The following is an 18,495-nucleotide window of genomic DNA, read 5'->3' as shown; positions in this document are numbered from 1 at the left end:
GCTCAAAAAAACGGTAAAATATGAGGAGCAATTTTTCCATTTTGCTTCTCTAATACTCAGGTTAGGACGCTGATTTCACAACCTCATTTCATGTGTTTCACACGTGAGGAAATTTCTTTGTGGCGACCATGTACCATCGGACGAGCTTGTGGATTTCCTAAATAGCCACAAGTACGTTTGACTACATCACATGTTTTTGGGTCATGATTTCCACATTCTGGACATTCGAAGCCTCGTTCTGTTGGTTTGAAATCACCTTCAAAACCACATTGGTAGCAATGGTCAATTGGCGTATTCGTACCAAGATACCCGATTTTATCATATGCAAAATCCCATACAGCTTCTAAAGCTTTCGGATTTTGTTGGAGCATAGGGTATTCACAGTAGTGGATGAATCCACCTGAACAATATTTTGGATAATCCTTCTCAAATTCCAATTTTTCAAATGGCGTTGGGTTTTTACGCACATCATAGTGGAAACTGTTTGTATAATATTCTTTATCTGTGATGTTTTCGATGATACCAAATTTTTCTGTATCTAAACGACAGAAACGATCAGTCAGACTTTCACTTGGTGTTGAATAGACGCTGAAATGATAACCGTATTCATCACCCCATGCATCCGCATTGGCTTTTAATTCTTTGACGATGTCAAGTGTGAAAGCTTTTGCCTCTGGGTTTGTTTCCCATTCGCCACCGAAGAAAGCTGAAGCAACTTCATATAATCCAATGTAGCCTAATGATACAGTAGCTCGACGGTTTTTGAATAATTCATTGACAGAATCGGTACGTGAAAGACGTTTTCCGAAAGCACCATACATATATAAGATTGGCGCATTTGCTGGAATGGCTTCTTTACAACGTTCTACACGATAGAGAAGCGCATCTTTCATGATTTCCAAACGGTCAGACAGTAACTGCCAGAATTTGTTCTGATCTCCTTTTGATTCGATCGCGATTCTTGGTAAATTCAATGTAACCACACCTAAATTCATTCGTCCGACATTTACTTCTTGACCATTTTCGTCTTTCCATCCTTGCAAGAATGAACGACAGCCCATAGGTACTTTGAAACTTCCAGTTAATTCGACGATTTTGTCGTAATTCAGAATATCAGGATACATTCGTTTCGTTGCACATTCCAATGCTAGTTGTTTGATGTCGTAATTAGGATCTTCAGGGTTTAAGTTTACACCTTTTTTCAAAGTGAAGATCAGTTTAGGGAAGATAGCTGTTCGCTTTTCACTCCCTAATCCATTGATTCGGATCTGTAAAATCGCTTTTTGGATTTCTCTTTCAAACCAGTTTTCCCCCAAACCAAACCCTAATGAAGTGAAAGGGGTTTGCCCATTTGAAGTAAATAAGGTATTGATTTCATATTCCAAACTTTGCATAGCATCGAAGATATCTTTTTTGGTTTTTGCTTTTGCATATTCTTTTTGGCGTTCTGGCGAATCGATCCATTCTTCCGCGTCTTTTAGATGTTTTTTATAGTTCAATTCTGCAAAAGGAGCCAGCAATTCATCTGTTCGGTCGGCAGAACAGCCACCATATTGACTTGACGCAACATTAGCAATGATCTGTGAGATTTGTGCTGTCGCTGTCTGGATAGATTTAGGTGATTCCACTTCCGCATTTCCAATTTTGAAACCGTTGTTCAGCATACCTTTGAAATCAATCAAGCAGCAATTTGTCATCGGTGTGTAAGGATGATAATCCAAATCATGATAATGGATATCACCTTTTTGATGCGCATTTGCTATATGTGGCGGCAACATTTTCAGTCCGATTGATTTTCCGACGATGCCGGCTGTTAGATCACGCTGTGTATTGAAAACATTACTGTCTTTATTGGCATTTTCATTCACGACAGTCTGGTCTTTGTTGATTAGTTTTTCAATCGAAAAGTTGATATCTGTCGCTTTACTACGAGCAAAATCCCGTTTTGTACGGTAATTGATATACTCTTCTGCTAATTCATATTCGTTTTTTTCTAATAAGATATGTTCCACGATGTTTTGAATCTCATAGATCTTGACATTTTCAGCAAACCGGCTTTTGATTTCTTGGACAACCAAGTCTGCAATCATTTGGATTTTTTCGTAAGTAAGTGGGGATAATGAGCCGTGAATTTTCTTTTCAGCTTTGATTAGTGCTTCGTTGATCTTTTGTTCATCGAAATCAACATGGCGGCCATCTCGTTTGATAACTTTCATCTGGTGTGCCTCTGGTTGCTGAGTAACGACTGTTTTCTCTTCATAATTTACTTTCATTATCTTCAACTCCTGCTAAATTGTTCTTGTCTATCATAAAACAAAATTTAGGAAGGAGCAACTAATTATCGGCTATATATAGTATTCAATCCGCTGTATAATTGGATTTCTATACTATATGTAGTGTATATTTTATTGTGAAAAAAAGTGAAAACTTGTAGTTGATGGATTTATTTTTTGCATATTTAATTTAGCTGAATAAAATAATTGAATAAAATTTTTTTATTTGGGCTAAGAAAAAGTGACAAAAACATAAGAGCAAATTGTTCGTAGATATGCTACTATGCAAATAAACAGAAATGAAAGAGGAGAAGAAGAATTGGAAAAGATGATCGAAGTGAAACATCTCAGTAAAAGCTACGGTAGCAAACTTTCTCCCGTCAAAGCTTTAGATAATATCTCATTCACAGTAGAAGAAGGCGAATTTGTTGGAATCATGGGTCCAAGTGGTGCAGGTAAGACGACGTTGATGAATATTTTATCCACGATTAATTTGCCTACGATGGGTAGTGTCTTGATTCAAGGAAAAGAAATCACAAAAATGAAAAATAGTGAGCTCAGTGACTTTCGCCGAAAAAAACTAGGATTCATTTTTCAAGAATTCAATTTGATCGATACTTTAAATGCAAAAGACAATATCCTATTGCCCCTAGCAGTTGAACGGATGACTAAGGAAGAGATGGAAAAGAGAGTAAGACACGTAGCTCAATTGTTGAATATAGAAGAACTGCTAAAACGATATCCAGATGAGCTTTCTGTCGGTCAGCGACAACGAATTGCAGCCGCTAGAGCCTTTGTTGTTCAGCCACAAGTAATCTTTGCAGATGAACCAACTGGATCTCTAGATTCAAAGTCGGCCACAGAATTGTTGAATTATTTACAGACTATGAATCAAAAAGAAAAAGCGACGATCTTGTTAGTCACCCATTACCCATATACAGCGAGCTACTGTGACAGAATTTTATTTATTAAAGACGGCGTGATTTTTTCAGAAGTTGTGAGAAGAGGGACAAGAAGAGAATTCTTTGAAAAAGTAATCGACATGCAGGCAACGATTGGTGGAGGAGGAAAAATGAATGCTGTATAAACTAGCCGTCAAAAGCTTTTTTCTGCAGTCCCGAGGGTATCTTGTTTATTTTTTCAGTTTGACTTTATCCGTGATGATTTATTATTCATTCAGCGCAATGACCTATGATCAATCTTTAGTTAGAAGAGCAAGTCCAGATACTTCGATAGATGGCGGATTGAGTTTTGGCGGACTGATCATTACTGTCGTTTTACTTTTTTTCGTATTCAGTGCCAACCGATTTTTTTTGAATAGAAGACAAAAAGAAATAGGTATCTATCAACTTTTTGGTATGAACAAACTACAAATTTCAGGTATATATGTGTTGGAAATCATGATAATTGGGTTATTTGCCTGTATTTTTGGGATATTGCTCGGCATTATTTTCTCCAAACTCTTTTCCATGATTTTGGTTCGAATGATGGATATGGATCTTAATAGTCCGTTTTTTATCTCCATTCCATCAGTCGCAGATACTTTATTTGCTTTTTTCATCATCCTTTTAGCAGTATCTGTGTATTCGATATGGAAAATCTGGCGCTACCCGATGATTCGAAGTTTTGGAGAAAAAGAACAAGCAGATAGTTCAACGATGCGTTTCAGAACAAGGCATCGATTATTCGCTGTCATTGGGTTATTGCTTTTAACGAGCGGATATTTTGGGGCTAGTCATTTTAGAGAAATCACTTCATGGATGATCAGTCATCATTACCTTGAGACATTCATTCTCTTTTTGCCTTTTCTGATCTTTTTCATTTGTGTGATTGGTACTTATTTGTTTTTCTGCTATACATTTCGGCTCTTTTTGATCATATTGAGTAAATGGAAGCTCTATTACTATGGGATCAATTTTTTAATAATAGGTAATACACAAGTGCACCTGCTCAAAAGCTGGCGTACGAATTCTCTAATTACAGTCATTCTTGGAATTTCTTTAATGACGATTGGCGGTACGGCTAGTATTTCTACTATTTTATCGTATCAGGAGAAAGTATCCTCCCCGATGGACTATCAGTTTGATGTCGAGACAGGGAAAAAAATCAAGCCTATTCTGGCAGAGGAAGGACAAAAGATAACTAAAGAAATCACCTTGCATTATAAAGTCATAGGTAGTATCTACAGACCAGATCTCGAAGAACCTATGTTTCAAACTGCTAATCTGATCTCAGAAACAGAATATCAATCCTTCAGAAAAGTTAATCCGGATTTGCCAAACGTTTCTTTGAAATCTCCCAACCATACTGTTTTGCTTGATCAAATGCAAACTCTTTTCCGGAATATTTCATTATATGGTTCTAGTATTGGATTGCCAGATAATCAAGAGTTGAAGATTAAACAAATGCTTCCAAGTGTATTAGGTGATGAAACGATGGTATATCTAAGTCCTGTACTAGTCGTGGATGATAACGTTTTCGAAAAAGCAAAAGGTGTAGATTATCAAGTGGTCAATGTGGATGTGTCAGGTGGAAATAATGAAAAGATAGATGAACGACTGAGCAGTGAAATGTCGATAAAGTGGCTCAATGCTATTTATTATTCTTATGATATCGTAAATGGGCGTCTGCAAGGAGAAATTAGTACAAAGAAACTGCCAGATGACAAAATGAAGGAAGCGCAATTTAGTCAAGAAGGTTCTCGGTTGAACTTCTCTTCCAGCTATTCAAAATTGCGTGCAGTCAACCGGCGGATTGGTATCAATATTTTTGTCACACTGTTTGTCGGAATGATCGTCATTATTGCTACTGGCAGTATTCTGACCGTTCGACAATTAGCAGAAGCAGAGGAAGAAAAAGAAAATTATCACCTATTAACTAAACTGGGGATACCACAAAGAAGAATTAGAAGGATGATTTTCGAGCAAAACGCACTTACCTTTTTTCCACCCATGATATTAGGAATCACTCATGCAGTATTTGCAATCAATGTTTTCACTCAGTATATCAAAACTGCCGATTATTGGTTGGCTTATCTTGTCAGTGGCTTATTGATTCTTATCTATCTTTTGCTTTATGTCATTACGAGTCAGTTATATTGTCGGATTATCGAGGAATGACAGGCGGAATAAGACAAGATAATAAAAAGAACTAAATTTTAAGCACCGTTTAAAGAAGAGGTTGTGAAAAAGCTGTCCTGTATCAAGCAATAAGAAACAGCCAAACAAAAATAGTTTCCCATGTTTTTGATTTGGCTGGACTTATTACCGCAAATGCAAGCTTTTATACACCGTTTATTTGGAATAAGAGGTTGTGACACGTTTTTTGTCACAACCTCTTTATTTTTTATATTTTTGAAAATTACTAGAAATTATAAAGAAAAAAGCAGTGTTTTGATGTGCTATTTTTATAAAAGCTATGTGACAAAACTGTTAGTAAAAAAACGGTTTCTGTAAGCTAGACACATGTTTCTTTTTGTCAAAATTCGTTACACTTTGTGTGAGGTTATATGAGGAGGGAATCCAATGAACAAATGGTGGTCTAATCCAAAATTGAATTATTGGGGAAAATTCATCATTCGAACAATTTTTTATAGTGCGGTACTGCTGTTCCTGATCTACCTGTATCACTATAAAAATATTCAAGGAGGAACATTTATCTATAACGAATTTTAGGAGGAAGAGTATGGAAATCAAAACGATTATTGAAGCAGTCGATGATTGGGGAATAAGCGAACCTGATCGAATTGCTTATCAGGCGGATGAGATGCATACTTTTGGAGAATTGAAACAAGCATCAGACGCACTTGCTTATTATTTAGAAGAAAAGGTAGAAGGAGATGGACCAATCGTCGTTTTTGGTAATTTAGAATTTGAGATGATTGTCGCATTTCTAGGAATTGTCAAATCTGGTCATGCCTATTTGCCAATTGAAGAACATACACCCAAAGAACGTATCCTATCGATCTTTCGGGTGGCTAAACCATCTATGGTCATCAGTATTGGGAATTGGATAGAAGATATTCCTTCTGTTCCTGTCGTAACAAAAGAAGAATTTCAAGAAATCGAGAAGATACCAGTAGAATTTTATCCCAGAAACAGCGTAAAAGGTACAGAAAATTTTTATATTATATTTACTTCTGGTACTACTGGGGAACCAAAAGGCGTACAAATCAGTCATGATAATCTAGTCAGCTTTGTTCAATGGACGATGAAAGACTTTGGGATCAAGCCTGGTATGCATTTCTTAGCCCAAGCGCCATTTTCTTTTGATTTATCGGTATTTTCTATTTATCCTGCATTAGTTTCTGGTGGAATGCTGAAGCCGTTAAATAAAGCAGTTATTCAAGATTTTCGTCAATTATTCGCGACATTGCCTAACTTGAAGTTGAATATTTGGGTTTCTACTCCATCTTTTATGGATATTTGCTTGATGGAGCCTACCTTCAATGGAGAAAATGTGCCAGAATTGGACATGTTTTTATTTTGCGGAGAAGAATTGACAAAAAAAACTGCAGAAACGCTACTTGATCGATTCCCAAATGCACGGATATATAATACTTACGGTCCAACAGAAGCAACTGTGGCTATTTCAAGTATTCAGATTGATCAGCACGTACTAGATAAATATGACCGACTACCGATTGGCTATGTAAAAAAAGACACCAAAGTTTCTATTGTCCAAGAAGACAAACTTGTTCCAAAAGGAGAAACTGGTGAAATCATTATTGCAGGACCAAGCGTATCAAAAGGTTACCTGAACAATCCAGAAAAAACAGCAGCTGCGTTCTTTTGTCAAAATGACTTAGCAAGTTACCATACAGGGGATGCAGGAAGGTTGGATGAAGATGGGCTTTTATTTTATGAAGGCCGTATGGATCAGCAAGTCAAATTGCATGGTTACCGGATCGAGTTAGGGGATATCGAACATTATCTACTCCAAGACTCCCGGATCAAACAAGCCGTTGTCGTACCAAAATATCAAGGAACAAAAGTGCAGCAGCTTGTTGCTTTCATCGTATTAGAAAACACAACGAAACAACCGGATTTTCAACTGACCAAATCGATCAAAGAACAATTACTGCAAGTTGTGATGGAGTATATGATTCCTCAGAAGTTCCATTATGTCGATCTGCTGCCTCAGACAGTAAATGGAAAAATTGATCGAAAAAAATTAACAGCTGAGGTGAATCCTGAATGATGTTTCCTCATATGATCCCTTACGCAGAGCCGTTTTATTTTTTTCTTTTAGCCATTGCGCTTATACCAATCGTTCTATCTTTACTGATATGGAAAAAAAGATTACCAATTTATCAATCAGTGGTGACACTTTTCTTTTTATTTGTCAGCTTTGGAGGTACTTATTGGGAACAGGGAGCGGCGCTGATTGGGTATGTTTTTTGGCAGACAATCCTTGTATGGGGCTATTTTGTTCACCGGCAAAGGAAAAATCAAACAGGATGGTTTTACGCCGCCGTTATTTTAGCAATAATTCCACTGTTTTTAACGAAAGTGACTCCTTTTTTTGAACATGGAAAAGCATCGCTACTTGGTTTTTTAGGAATCTCTTATTTAACCTTTAAGTCTGTGCAAATGATCATGGAAATAAGAGATGGCATGATCAAAGTATATCATCCATTTCGTTATATCCAGTTTCTGCTGTTTTTCCCGACAATATCTTCTGGACCCATCGATCGTTATAGGAGATTTGAAAAGGATCAGCTCCATCCACCTGTTCGTGATAAATATGTTGATCTCTTGGGAAAAGGCGTCCAAAATATTTTTGTCGGTTTTTTATATAAGTTCATTATCGGTTATTATTTTGGTCAAGTACTGCTCCCTGTAGTAGGGCGCATTGCATTGCAGCATGGTGGGATTTCATGGGCGTTAGTGGGTTACATGTACGTGTATAGCATGTATTTATTTTTTGATTTTGCAGGTTACAGTTTGTTTGCAGTCGGTACAAGCTACATGATGGGGTATCAGACGCCAATCAATTTCAATAAACCATTTTTATCATGGAATATCAAAGAATTCTGGAATCGATGGCATATGACCTTGTCTTTTTGGTTCCGCGATTACGTGTATATGCGGTTGATGTTCTTCATGATGAAGAAAAAAATTTTTAAAAGCAAGATCGTGATGTCAAATATCGGGTATTTCGCTTTATTTCTTCTAATGGGTGTCTGGCATGGATTGACGTGGTACTACATCGTATACGGTCTGTATCATGCTTGTCTGATCTGTCTGACAGATGCATGGATCCGATTTAAGAAGAAGCATAAAGATCAGTTGCCTTCTAACAAATTTACGCATGGCGTAGCCGTATTTTTGACATTTCAAGCGGTATGTTTCAGCTTCCTGATTTTTTCAGGATTTTTAGATAAACTTTTTTTTAGCTAACGAATAGAGACATATTAATTTATATAACAAAGGAGAAAAGGAAAATGGAAGAACAAATTTTATCAATCTTAGAAGAAATAACAGGAACAGATGAAGTAAGAAAAAATCGTGATATTGATTTATTTGATGAAGGTTTGCTTGATTCTTTAGCATCTGTGCAATTATTAGTCGAGCTAGACGGAGAGTTGGATATCCAAGTCCCAGTCTCTGAATTCGAGCGGGAGGATTGGCGCACACCGAATAAAATCATTCAACAAGCAACTGCATTGAAGGGTTGAGTATGAAAAAGAAACTCTTTGCTATTTTTGGACCTGTTGTTCTCGCTTTTGGTCTGCTTGCCCTATTCTTCACTTCTTCCTATCGAGTAAATATTGATAACCCGGAAGTAATCAAGCGAGCGTCTTCATCTATGTCAGCAAATGTACTAAAGGGCGATGCAATAAAAAACAAAGCTTTGTCTGAAAAACAATATATCCCCTTTTTTGGGTCGAGTGAATTAAGCAGGATCAGTCCATTTCATCCGTCTGTTTTGGCTGAAAAATATGATAGAGGTTATCGTCCTTTCTTGCTAGGAGCGCCGGGAACACAATCATTAAGTCAATATATGATGATGCGATCTGCAGGGGATGATTTGAAAAACAAAAAAGTGGTGTTTATCATCTCTCCTCAATGGTTTGTAAAAGATGGTGTAAAAACAGATTATTTCAACACTTACTATTCTGAACTTCAGACCTATGATTGGTTGTTCTCATTGAAAAAAGTTACGTCAGCTGATCGCTATTTAGCTAGAAGGCTATTAACTTTTTCAAAAGTAAAAGAGAACGATACGCTGACAGGAATTCTACAAACGATTAAAGAAGGAAAGTTACCTTTACCTGAATCTTTGGATCAGTTGCACAGCCAATGGAACATGTTGAAGCGTGAGGATGAGATATTCAGTGATATCGGTTTGAAAGATCGTCAGCAAAAAATCGATCATGAATCAAAACGATTACCAGACCACTATCAAGAAACAGAATTATCCATTTTGGCAGATAAGATTGGAAAACAAGAAACGACAAATAATCCATTTGGTTTGAAAAACGATTTTTATACACATCGTATCCGATCCCACGAGCCAGAACTCAAACAGTCACAAAAAAATTGGGATTATCGTTTTTCACCAGAATTTTCTGATTTTCAGCTAATCTTGGATCAATTAGCAAAAAATCATAATGAAGTGTTGTTTATCATTCCACCGGTTAACGAGAAATGGAGCGATTATACCGGACTATCTCAAGAAATGCTACAAGGATTTGCCAAAAAAATCAAATTTCAATTAAATAGCCAAGGATTCAATCGAATAACTGATTTTGTCAATCAAGCTGGTACCAATTATTTTATGGAAGATACGATCCATTTAGGGTGGAAAGGCTGGCTAGCCGCAGATCAACAGATTAGACCGTTTTTAGAAGAAAACCAGCTTCCTAGTAGGTACCATCTCGATGATGCTTTTTTCAGCAAAGATTGGCAACAGCAAGTACCAGATAAACTACGATTAAAATAAATAAAACAGGTGGAGAATATCTGCCTGTTTTATTTATTTTAGAATATTCTGAAAAAAACAGTAAAAATACCAAGTTTGCCTGAACAAAAAACAAAAGCAATGGTATAATCACAATATGAATATAGAAATGGGGGAAAACATTTGGATACAAAAGAAGAACAGCTATTAATTGATTTGACTTCTGCAAAAGGAGTACCTGGGAATGAAGAAGAGGTAAGAGAAGTATTCAGAGAATATGCTAAACCATTCGCTGATGATATTTTTTATGACGGATTAGGCAGTGTGATTGCTAAGCATGGCGCTGGCGGAGGACCAAAAGTCTTTATTTCTGGTCATATGGACGAAGTTGGTTTTATGGTAACAAAAATAACCGAAAAAGGCTTCTTGGAATTCCAAACACTTGGAGGCTGGTGGGGACAGGTGATGCTTGCTCAGCAAGTGGAAATCAAAACACGAGAAGGAAAAATCATTCACGGGGTAATTGGTTCAAAACCACCGCATGTTTTAACACCTCAGGTACGAAATAAACCATATGAAATCAAAGATATGTTTATTGATATCGGCGCATCAAACCAAGAAGAAGCCAAAGAGTGGGGCATACGTCCGGGAGATATGGTCACCCCATATATTGAATACAAACGAATGAACGGCAGTAAATATTTACTGGCAAAAGCATGGGATAATCGGATAGGGACAGCTGTTTCTTTGCGAGTATTGGAGAATCTATCTAAAGAAGCACATCCAAATGTTTTATTTGCAGGAAGCGATGTGCAAGAAGAAGTGGGCTTGCGAGGCGCTCGAACAAGCACGCACCTTGTAAATCCGGATATTGCTTTTGCTTTAGATACTGGTACAGCAGGTGATACTCCAGGAATGACACCAAAAGAAGCAGATTCGATTTTAGGAAAAGGTCCACAGATTTTGATTTTTGATGCATCGATGATTCCGCACAAAAAATTATTGAATTTCGTTATCGATGTAGCAGAGGAAATGGCTATCCCATTCCAATATACAGTGATTTCTGGCGGTGGAACGGATGCAGGACAAATGCATTTGACAAGAGACGGCGTTCCTTCTGTAGCCATTACTGTTCCTGTTCGTTATTTGCATTCCCACACATCAGTGATCCATGAAGATGATTATTTGAATACAGTGAAGCTAGTTACTGAGTTAGTGAAACGACTTGATAGTGAAACAGTTGAAAAAATCCGGAGTTATGAATAATGAATAATAAAATGCCTATTTCTGAATATCGAAAAAAAGCGCGAGCTTCTTTGGAGAATCAATGGGGAATCAATGTTTGGCTTGTTTTCTTATCCATATTGTTCACGAGCGTCATACAGAATTTTTTTGACGGTTTCAGTCCTTTTACGGAAGAAAGCTTGCAGCAAAACCTATTGAGTTTTCTAGTCGATAATTTGCTTTTATTCGCATTCAACTATGCATTGTTTTATATTGCGTTAGTAGTTGTACGAGGTGGCAGACCAAAAAGCAATCTTCTATTTTCAGTTTTCCAAAAAAAATATTTTGGTTCGATACTTGTCATCAATTTGATTAATTCAATCATCAACTGGTTGCTCAACAGTTTGATCTTTCTGCCCATGTTTTTAATCAGTGGAGTGAGTGCTTATACGCAGTTGCTTTTCAGTTCAAGTACGGTACCTACGGATGTCATGCCAGGAGATTTTCTTGATATCAGCTTTGTTTTATCAATGGTAGGGATGATTTTTGTTTCAGCACTTATCATGAGCATCGTTGGCGGATTGTTCCAATTTGCTGCATGGACGAAGTTCGACTATCCTGATTTGTCGGTTGTACAATGCTTAAAATATGGCTGGTTCTTATTGAAAGATAGAATCGGTACGTATATTTTGTTGCAACTATCTTTTATCGGCTGGTATTTGTTAGGGGCAATCGCTTTATTCATCGGTCTTTTGTGGGTCATCGTTTATGTGAATGTATCAGTTGCAGAATTTTATGAACAAGCACGGATTGAAAAAGGTGGTCCAGAAGCCTATTTTGCTTAATCTGTAAGCAGTTTATTCATTAGAAAAATAACTTTTGTGGTAGGATAAATCTTTGAGGGGGAATGTATGATGAAATTAACTGTTTTAGGCTGCTTAGGGGCGTATCCTTATAAAAATCAAGGGACAACAGGTTATTTACTTCAATCTGACGGTTTCAACTTGTTGATTGATGCAGGTAGTGCTACGCTGATCAAATTACAAGAACATCTTGATACACTTGATTTGGATGCTGTGATCCTTAGCCATTATCATCATGATCATATTGCTGACCTTGGTGTATTACAGTATTACTGGCAACTTCATCCCAAAAGAGATCCGGAGACATTGCTTTCAATTTACGGGCACACAAAAGATTCTGTCCACTTTGAAGAATTGACGATGGCGAATGTCTCAAAAGGACATCCTTATTTTGAAGCCGAAGAATTAAAAATTGGTCCTTTTCTGATTACTTTTATGGAAACAATCCATCCAGTAGTATGTTACGCCATGCGAATCGTAGAAGAAGCAACGGGGAAAGTATTCGTATTTACAGGAGATTCAGGTTATTTGGAAAGTTTCGCTGATTTTGCGAAAGAGGCTGATTTGTTTCTAGCAGATACCTATCTATTTGAAGGAAATGAACAGCATCATGCACATTTCACTTCAAAAGAAGCTGGAGAACTGGCGAAATCAGCTAACGCAAAGAAACTTGTACTTACCCATCTACCTCAGTTTGGCGACTTAGAACAATTGAAAAATGAAGCGCAAAAAGCAGCAGGTAAAGGGATAGATGTAGAACTTGCTGCAGTTGACAAAGTGTTTGACATTTAGGAGGAAGAACATGATTTTTGTACCAAATGAAAACCACGACCCAAGAATCAATTTAGCAATTGAACAATATTTGTTGCAAGAAATGCCATTAGATGAACCCATTTTGCTCTTTTATATCAATGAACCTTCAATCATCATCGGTAGGAATCAGAACACGATTGAAGAAATCAATCGAGACTATGTGGAAGAACATGGTATTCATGTGGTCCGCCGTCTAAGTGGAGGCGGAGCTGTCTACCATGATTTTGGGAACTTGAACTTTAGTTTTATTATGCCTGATGATGGTGATTCCTTCCGTGATTTTGCGAAAGTAACACAACCAATCATCCAAGCACTTCATGAATTGGGTGTTGCCGGGGCTGAGTTGAAAGGCCGAAATGATTTAGTCATTGATGGTATGAAATTTTCCGGTAATGCGATGTATGCTACCAACGGCCGAATGTTTGCTCATGGAACGATCATGTTCGACTCTGATATCAATGAAGTAGTCAATGCATTAAAAGTAAAAAAAGACAAAATCGAATCAAAAGGAATCAAATCGATCCGTTCTCGTGTGACGAATATCAAACCGTTTCTTCCCGAAGAAAAACAAAAAATGACAACGGAAGAATTTCGTCAAGAAATCTTGTTGAAAATTTTTGGAGTAGAATCAGTAGAGGAAGTAAAAACGTACGAATTGACCGACGAAGATTGGAAGAAAATCAATCGAATCTCTGAAGAATATTACCGAAATTGGGATTGGAATTACGGAAAGTCCCCAGATTTCAATTTCTCTCGTCAAAAACGTTTCTCTATCGGTTCGATCGAAGTCCACTTGAATGTATCAGAAGGAATGATTAAAGAAGCAAAAATATTTGGTGATTTCTTCGGACTAGGAGATATCTCTGATGTCGAAAAAAAATTGGTGGGACAGAAATATGATAAAGAATCTCTATCAAAAATAGTTGACCAAATTGATGTGAAAAAATATTTTGGTGCGATAGAACCAGAAGAATTGCTTACCTTACTTTATTAAAAACAAAAAGCAGCGGAATCCTTATGTATTGGATCCCACTGCTTTTTTATATAGAATTCGAGTAATTTCGGGAAAGCTGAACAGTGATCCGATCAATCAATGTATCTTTTTCCTGCGTTAGTGTTCCAGTGTAACGATCTGCCACATCTTTCATCATCATCAAATCAAAGCGTTCCTGATCATCTAATTCTTCTGTGATACCTCGACTGAACATATTCGTATCATAATGTGCACTATGTTCGCAACAAATGACGAAATGATCCTCTTGTTCGTGTATCGACAAATGAATTTTTCGATACAGCGGATTTTCGATGGCATGAGTTTCTCTAAAGGAATGTTCTAGGGCATGAATCAAAAGCTGGGCTAGATCATCATCTTTGATAGGAAGCTCCTCAGGAAGTTCTGCTTGGAAGGTGATCTGGATATTCCGTTTAGCAGCTAACTGTTGATAGCGCGCGAAAATCAGATTTGTCATCTGATGATTGCAAAAAGAACACAGCATTTCAAAATTTTTTGCTTCTTCCAAGATTGTTTCCACATATTTTTTTGCTTTTACTTGATCCGTATGCATTAAGTCTTGCAGATTTTCCATTTCCTGAACAAATTCTAAACGAAGCGTATTTACTTCTTGGATATGCTGTCGAAGTTGCTCATAATGCTGTTCCAACAAATCGTTTTTGATTTTTAAGAAATCTACTTGTCTTCGGTCTTTATCTGTGTTCATAATGTGGTCAATCAGATTGTAACTGATAATAACAATCAAAATAATAATGAATAAAATCGTAGACCAATTGATCGTCGTTTGATAAATCCCTAGTGCTGTTTGGATATAAATCAAGCAGTGGATAATGGCAACCAAGACGATCCAAGGTGTACAAACTACATAAAAACGATTGTTCTTATAGGCTTCACCAATGCAGGTAAGCGAAGTGACTAGAGTACTGATAACACTAGCTATATTAGCAATTGGCATCAATTCAGGAAGTTCTGCAGAAGTAAAAGTTGCATAAAGCAGAACACCAGAAAAGATCGAAAGCTGGATTATACAAAAAATCCCATACCATTTTTTATAATAAATCATCCGGCTCCAATAATAGCAGATAATGAAAGCCGAGGTTAGGATAATAAATAAATGAGATAAAAAAGAGTGAACGAATGGTTCAAAAAGAATGCCACTTAAAATATCTTCTGAAACAGCTTCAAATCCTAATGCCAAAGCAAAGCAGCTTAAGATAATCAGCGAGTATTCAAGCCGTTTTTGTTTGTACATCAAGTAGATAGTATAGATAAACGTCCCAATAGCAATGAAAACTGCAATGATCATCGTTAATACTTGCGGTACTGATTGAGAATAGATAAAACCGATTAACGGACCAGTTGTACCTATATAGACTTTCGGCGGCAATCCAGCGTAGTTTTGATAAGGAGATGAGACAGAGATCATCAATTTTTTTCCGATGTAATCTGATGGTAAATCTATCACAGCCAGTGATAGTCCAGGGTTGCTTTCTGCGTCGTAATCTTCCCGTTGGTATAAAATGTTTCCATTTAGATACACAGTAATCCATTGATGATTTCCTTTGATTAGTAAATTTGCTTCGTTCAACGGTTTCTCAAGTGTCGTTTCCATGATAAATGTTTCGTCTTTGTCTACGGTAGGAATCATACGAGTGTACTTACTGTCAAACTTAAAATCAGGATCATCTTTTGAATAGAAAACCCATGAATCTTTTATTTCTTTCATTTGATTACTATCAGCAGGAGAAAAGATAAAATAGAAGAAATAAGCAATTCCTGCTAAAAATAACAATGATAATATAATTATTATGCTCCATTTTATACGCATATAGAAAGATTCTTTTTTATTATATATGTTATTAAAAAAAGCCATAAAGGTATTCCTTTCTAAAACTTGTAATTTTAGGGTAAACGTTTTTTTAACTAACGTCAATTATTTATAATAAAAAATGAGATAAAGATGAGGAAATAGAATCAAAAAAACGTCGTTGTCATAAAAATGTGTTTTTACAGTTATAATTTGAAAAAAATTTATCGTTATTATATGATTAAGAAGGATTGAAGAAAGAAAGGAGTTGAAAACGATGCCTGATTACAAAAAAATAACTTTTGTTAGTTCTGTAACGCTGATTATATTTTTAATACTTATTCTTCTCGTCGTCTTGGTTCCCCGAATTTTTGGATTGACTCCTTATATTATTGAGGATAGAGAAATGAACCCATATTATGCACAAGGAAATCTGATATATGTACGACCAAAAAATACAGATGAGATTTTAGTCGGAGATATTATTACATATTATGAAAATTCAGGGAAAAAAATCTCGACACGTCGCGTAATAGCCATTGAAAACAACTACAACGACTTTTATACAAAAGCTGACACACGGAATTATATCGAGCCTGGAGTAGTAAAAAAGAGAAATATTATCGGTAGTCCAATCTTCCAGATTCCATATATTGGTCTGGTCCTTTCCAAAACAGCATTTGCATGGATCCAGGGATTATTCTTTACGATTGCTTTTTGCTTAACAGGAATCACAGCTTGGAATACTTTTGTAGAGTTGAAGAAGAAGCGGAGACGAACACAGAAATTTTTGTGAGAATATTGAAAAAGACAAATATATTCAAGAGATACAATTACTCTTCTGAACGAGTGATACGGAAAACACTCATACAGCTTGTAGATTTAGCTAGTTGTTCGTATAATGTGTAAAGAGGAGGAGTAGTATGCGCAATGAAATGATGCATCGTCCTGTAGTCAAAGAAGAACTATTGGACTTTATGCGTACCCAGCAAAAAAAATTACCGGGTGAGCTAGGCAAATTGGAAGAAGAAGCTCATGTAGCAGAAGTACCGGTTATTCCCCACGAAACAGTTGTATTTTTGAAATTTTTACTTGGACAGATTCAACCTGAACGAATCTTAGAGATCGGTGCAGCTATCGGTTTTTCATCAAGTGTCATGGCGACAACAATCGGAGAAAATGCTCATGTTACGACCATTGATCGTTTCGATGTCATGATTGAGAAAGCGAAAAAAAACTATGAACGTCTAGGATTGACAGATAAAGTAACCTTGCTTGAAGGGCAAGCCGCAGATATTCTGCCTGAGTTGTCTGGTCCATATGACTTTATTTTTATGGATAGTGCAAAATCAAAATATATTGAATTTTTACCTGAATGTTTGCGTTTGTTACGAAAAGGTGGCGTTTTGATGGTAGATGATATCTTCCAAGGTGGGACGATCTTGCTCCCTGATGAAGAGATTCCTCGTGGCAAACGAGCTATCCATCGTAAATTAAATGAATTCCTTCGTGTCGTGATGAACCATCCTGATTTGACATCGACCATCTTGCCATTAGGCGATGGCGTCATCTTAATGACAAAAGAAGCAGAAGAAATCGATTGGTGATACATGATTATGACAATCAGTAAGTGATTGATTAAATCAAGGAATCCATCTAAATTTGATGTGGAAGAGACTATATTTGTAAAACAACTGAAGAAAATAGTGAATAGATTGAAATAAACAGGAGTAAGCATGAAGACAATGCAGCTCCTGTTTTCGACTGATAACCTTAGAATAGATGGAAGTGAATGTTTCTTTTCAAAGGAGTGATTTGGTAGTTGAATTAAAATAATTGACTATTTGCTAATTAAATAACTATTTCGTATTGACAGAAGCAATTTAATTATCTATAATTATTGATGTTCCGCTGATTCCTGTCATAGTAGCTCAGCTGGATAGAGCATCCGCCTTCTAAGCGGACGGTCGGGGGTTCGAATCCCTCCTGTGACGCTAAAAAACCGTTAGAAACCTCAGTTTCTAACGGTTTTTCTTTGTTTTTTGTGCCAATATTGTTTGTTTTCAAAGGCAAATAAAATAAAAAAAACATCTTTATCTAGTACAATTATAGGAAGTAAAAAATAAAATCCATCAGAAAGAGGGAGCAAATATGTCAATATTATCAAAAATTTTAGTCACTCTAGTGGCCATCGAATTTTTTTATATCATGTACATCGAAACAGTAAGAACTGATTCTGACACGACAAGCAGAGTTTTTAAAATGAATAAAGAAGAATTAAGCAGAAAATCTGTTCAAACATTATTTAAGAATCAAGGAGTATACAATGGACTATTAGGGGTTGGACTACTTTACGGAGCTTACCTTTCTTCCGCACCTAAAGAAATTACAAGTATGCTGTTGGTATCAATTTTTATTGTTGCATTGTATGGAAGTCTGACTAGCGATCGATGGATTTTACTAAAACAAGGTGGGTTAGCTCTGTTGGCCTTGCTTTCTATTTTCTTCTAAATGTAGAAAAACAAGGATCTATTGGACAGGAAACTTTGTGAAAAATATTACTTTATCTCATGAAATATGCTATTCTAATGAATGGTA

16 protein-coding genes and 1 tRNA gene are annotated in these 18,495 nt (G+C 36.5%); 15 read left to right on the top strand and 2 right to left on the bottom strand.

Annotated elements, in window-relative coordinates; all coding sequences use genetic code 11:
* Window positions 1-83: 83 nt before the first annotated feature.
* On the bottom strand, window positions 84-2,273 hold the full coding sequence (nrdD, locus tag ESP02_RS00530) for an anaerobic ribonucleoside-triphosphate reductase (protein ID WP_002292349.1): 2,190 nt from the start codon (window positions 2,271-2,273) through the stop codon (window positions 84-86).
* 319 nt (window positions 2,274-2,592) lie between these two features.
* Between nrdD and ESP02_RS00525 the strand changes: the two genes are divergently transcribed.
* From ESP02_RS00525 to ESP02_RS00475, 11 genes are all read left to right on the top strand, one after another.
* Window positions 2,593-3,360, top strand: a complete 768-nt coding sequence (locus ESP02_RS00525; RefSeq protein ID WP_038399052.1) for an ABC transporter ATP-binding protein — start codon at window positions 2,593-2,595, stop codon at window positions 3,358-3,360.
* A complete protein-coding gene (locus tag ESP02_RS00520; protein WP_002372746.1) occupies window positions 3,350-5,392 on the top strand; it encodes an ABC transporter permease in 2,043 nt (680 codons plus the stop codon). Before ESP02_RS00525 ends, ESP02_RS00520 begins: the two co-directional genes overlap by 11 nt.
* A gap of 405 nt (window positions 5,393-5,797) precedes the next feature.
* Window positions 5,798-5,947 carry a teichoic acid D-Ala incorporation-associated protein DltX gene (locus tag ESP02_RS00515; RefSeq protein ID WP_002292353.1) on the top strand — a complete coding sequence of 50 codons (150 nt, stop codon included), beginning with the start codon at window positions 5,798-5,800 and terminating at the stop codon, window positions 5,945-5,947.
* A gap of 10 nt (window positions 5,948-5,957) precedes the next feature.
* Window positions 5,958-7,472: a D-alanine--poly(phosphoribitol) ligase subunit DltA gene (dltA, locus tag ESP02_RS00510; RefSeq protein WP_002372741.1), complete on the top strand. Its 1,515-nt coding sequence runs from the start codon at window positions 5,958-5,960 to the stop codon at window positions 7,470-7,472.
* On the top strand, window positions 7,469-8,674 hold the full coding sequence (gene dltB / locus ESP02_RS00505; RefSeq protein ID WP_002372740.1) for a D-alanyl-lipoteichoic acid biosynthesis protein DltB: 1,206 nt from the start codon (window positions 7,469-7,471) through the stop codon (window positions 8,672-8,674). The genes dltA and dltB overlap by 4 nt, the downstream gene beginning before the upstream one ends.
* 44 nt (window positions 8,675-8,718) lie before the next feature.
* A complete protein-coding gene (gene dltC / locus ESP02_RS00500; RefSeq protein WP_002292356.1) occupies window positions 8,719-8,952 on the top strand; it encodes a D-alanine--poly(phosphoribitol) ligase subunit DltC in 234 nt (77 codons plus the stop codon).
* 2 nt (window positions 8,953-8,954) lie between these two features.
* Window positions 8,955-10,220 (top strand): D-alanyl-lipoteichoic acid biosynthesis protein DltD, encoded by a 1,266-nt coding sequence (dltD, locus tag ESP02_RS00495; protein WP_038399050.1) that lies wholly within the window; start codon window positions 8,955-8,957, stop codon window positions 10,218-10,220.
* Between the two features lie 141 nt (window positions 10,221-10,361).
* Window positions 10,362-11,444, top strand: a complete 1,083-nt coding sequence (locus ESP02_RS00490; protein ID WP_002372738.1) for a M42 family metallopeptidase — start codon at window positions 10,362-10,364, stop codon at window positions 11,442-11,444.
* Window positions 11,444-12,247, top strand: coding sequence for a DUF975 family protein (locus tag ESP02_RS00485; protein ID WP_002372737.1), 804 nt, complete (start codon window positions 11,444-11,446; stop codon window positions 12,245-12,247). The genes ESP02_RS00490 and ESP02_RS00485 overlap by 1 nt, the downstream gene beginning before the upstream one ends.
* Window positions 12,248-12,316: 69 nt before the next feature.
* On the top strand, window positions 12,317-13,057 hold the full coding sequence (locus ESP02_RS00480) for an MBL fold metallo-hydrolase (protein WP_146925958.1): 741 nt from the start codon (window positions 12,317-12,319) through the stop codon (window positions 13,055-13,057).
* A gap of 10 nt (window positions 13,058-13,067) precedes the next feature.
* The gene (locus tag ESP02_RS00475; protein WP_002372735.1) at window positions 13,068-14,072 is read left to right on the top strand and encodes a lipoate--protein ligase; all 1,005 of its coding nucleotides are present in this window, start codon (window positions 13,068-13,070) and stop codon (window positions 14,070-14,072) included.
* Window positions 14,073-14,118: 46 nt separating this feature from the next.
* Here the strand turns inward: ESP02_RS00475 and ESP02_RS00470 are convergent, their stop codons facing one another.
* Window positions 14,119-15,963, bottom strand: a complete 1,845-nt coding sequence (locus tag ESP02_RS00470; RefSeq protein ID WP_038399048.1) for a membrane protein — start codon at window positions 15,961-15,963, stop codon at window positions 14,119-14,121.
* Window positions 15,964-16,174: 211 nt separating this feature from the next.
* Between ESP02_RS00470 and ESP02_RS00465 the strand changes: the two genes are divergently transcribed.
* From ESP02_RS00465 to ESP02_RS00450, 4 genes are all read left to right on the top strand, one after another.
* Entirely contained in the window at window positions 16,175-16,693 is a 519-nt protein-coding gene (locus ESP02_RS00465; protein WP_002372731.1) for a signal peptidase I, read from the top strand.
* Between the two features lie 127 nt (window positions 16,694-16,820).
* Entirely contained in the window at window positions 16,821-17,504 is a 684-nt protein-coding gene (locus tag ESP02_RS00460; protein WP_002292364.1) for an O-methyltransferase, read from the top strand.
* A 313-nt stretch (window positions 17,505-17,817) separates the two neighbouring features.
* Window positions 17,818-17,891, top strand: a tRNA-Arg gene (locus ESP02_RS00455).
* Window positions 17,892-18,048: 157 nt separating this feature from the next.
* On the top strand, window positions 18,049-18,408 hold the full coding sequence (locus ESP02_RS00450) for a DUF1304 domain-containing protein (RefSeq protein ID WP_002372726.1): 360 nt from the start codon (window positions 18,049-18,051) through the stop codon (window positions 18,406-18,408).
* Window positions 18,409-18,495: the final 87 nt, after the last annotated feature.

It is taken from the genome of Enterococcus sp. NBRC 3427 (genome assembly GCF_007996925.1).
In the GTDB taxonomy this organism is placed as follows: Bacteria; Bacillota; Bacilli; order Lactobacillales; family Enterococcaceae; genus Enterococcus_B; species Enterococcus_B lactis.
Note: the sequence above shows the minus strand (reverse complement) of the source record. Positions and strands in the feature narration are given on the sequence as shown.

Coding starts and splice junctions, on each gene's coding strand:
- ESP02_RS00450 (WP_002372726.1), top strand. CDS start 18,049: ATGTCAATATTATCAAAAATTTTAGTCACTCTAGTGGCCATCGAATTT.
- dltA (WP_002372741.1), top strand. CDS start 5,958: ATGGAAATCAAAACGATTATTGAAGCAGTCGATGATTGGGGAATAAGC.
- nrdD (WP_002292349.1), bottom strand. CDS start 2,273: ATGAAAGTAAATTATGAAGAGAAAACAGTCGTTACTCAGCAACCAGAG.
- dltC (WP_002292356.1), top strand. CDS start 8,719: ATGGAAGAACAAATTTTATCAATCTTAGAAGAAATAACAGGAACAGAT.
- ESP02_RS00475 (WP_002372735.1), top strand. CDS start 13,068: ATGATTTTTGTACCAAATGAAAACCACGACCCAAGAATCAATTTAGCA.
- ESP02_RS00520 (WP_002372746.1), top strand. CDS start 3,350: ATGCTGTATAAACTAGCCGTCAAAAGCTTTTTTCTGCAGTCCCGAGGG.
- ESP02_RS00480 (WP_146925958.1), top strand. CDS start 12,317: ATGAAATTAACTGTTTTAGGCTGCTTAGGGGCGTATCCTTATAAAAAT.
- dltB (WP_002372740.1), top strand. CDS start 7,469: ATGATGTTTCCTCATATGATCCCTTACGCAGAGCCGTTTTATTTTTTT.
- ESP02_RS00485 (WP_002372737.1), top strand. CDS start 11,444: ATGAATAATAAAATGCCTATTTCTGAATATCGAAAAAAAGCGCGAGCT.
- ESP02_RS00460 (WP_002292364.1), top strand. CDS start 16,821: ATGCGCAATGAAATGATGCATCGTCCTGTAGTCAAAGAAGAACTATTG.
- dltD (WP_038399050.1), top strand. CDS start 8,955: ATGAAAAAGAAACTCTTTGCTATTTTTGGACCTGTTGTTCTCGCTTTT.
- ESP02_RS00470 (WP_038399048.1), bottom strand. CDS start 15,963: ATGGCTTTTTTTAATAACATATATAATAAAAAAGAATCTTTCTATATG.
- ESP02_RS00515 (WP_002292353.1), top strand. CDS start 5,798: ATGAACAAATGGTGGTCTAATCCAAAATTGAATTATTGGGGAAAATTC.
- ESP02_RS00465 (WP_002372731.1), top strand. CDS start 16,175: ATGCCTGATTACAAAAAAATAACTTTTGTTAGTTCTGTAACGCTGATT.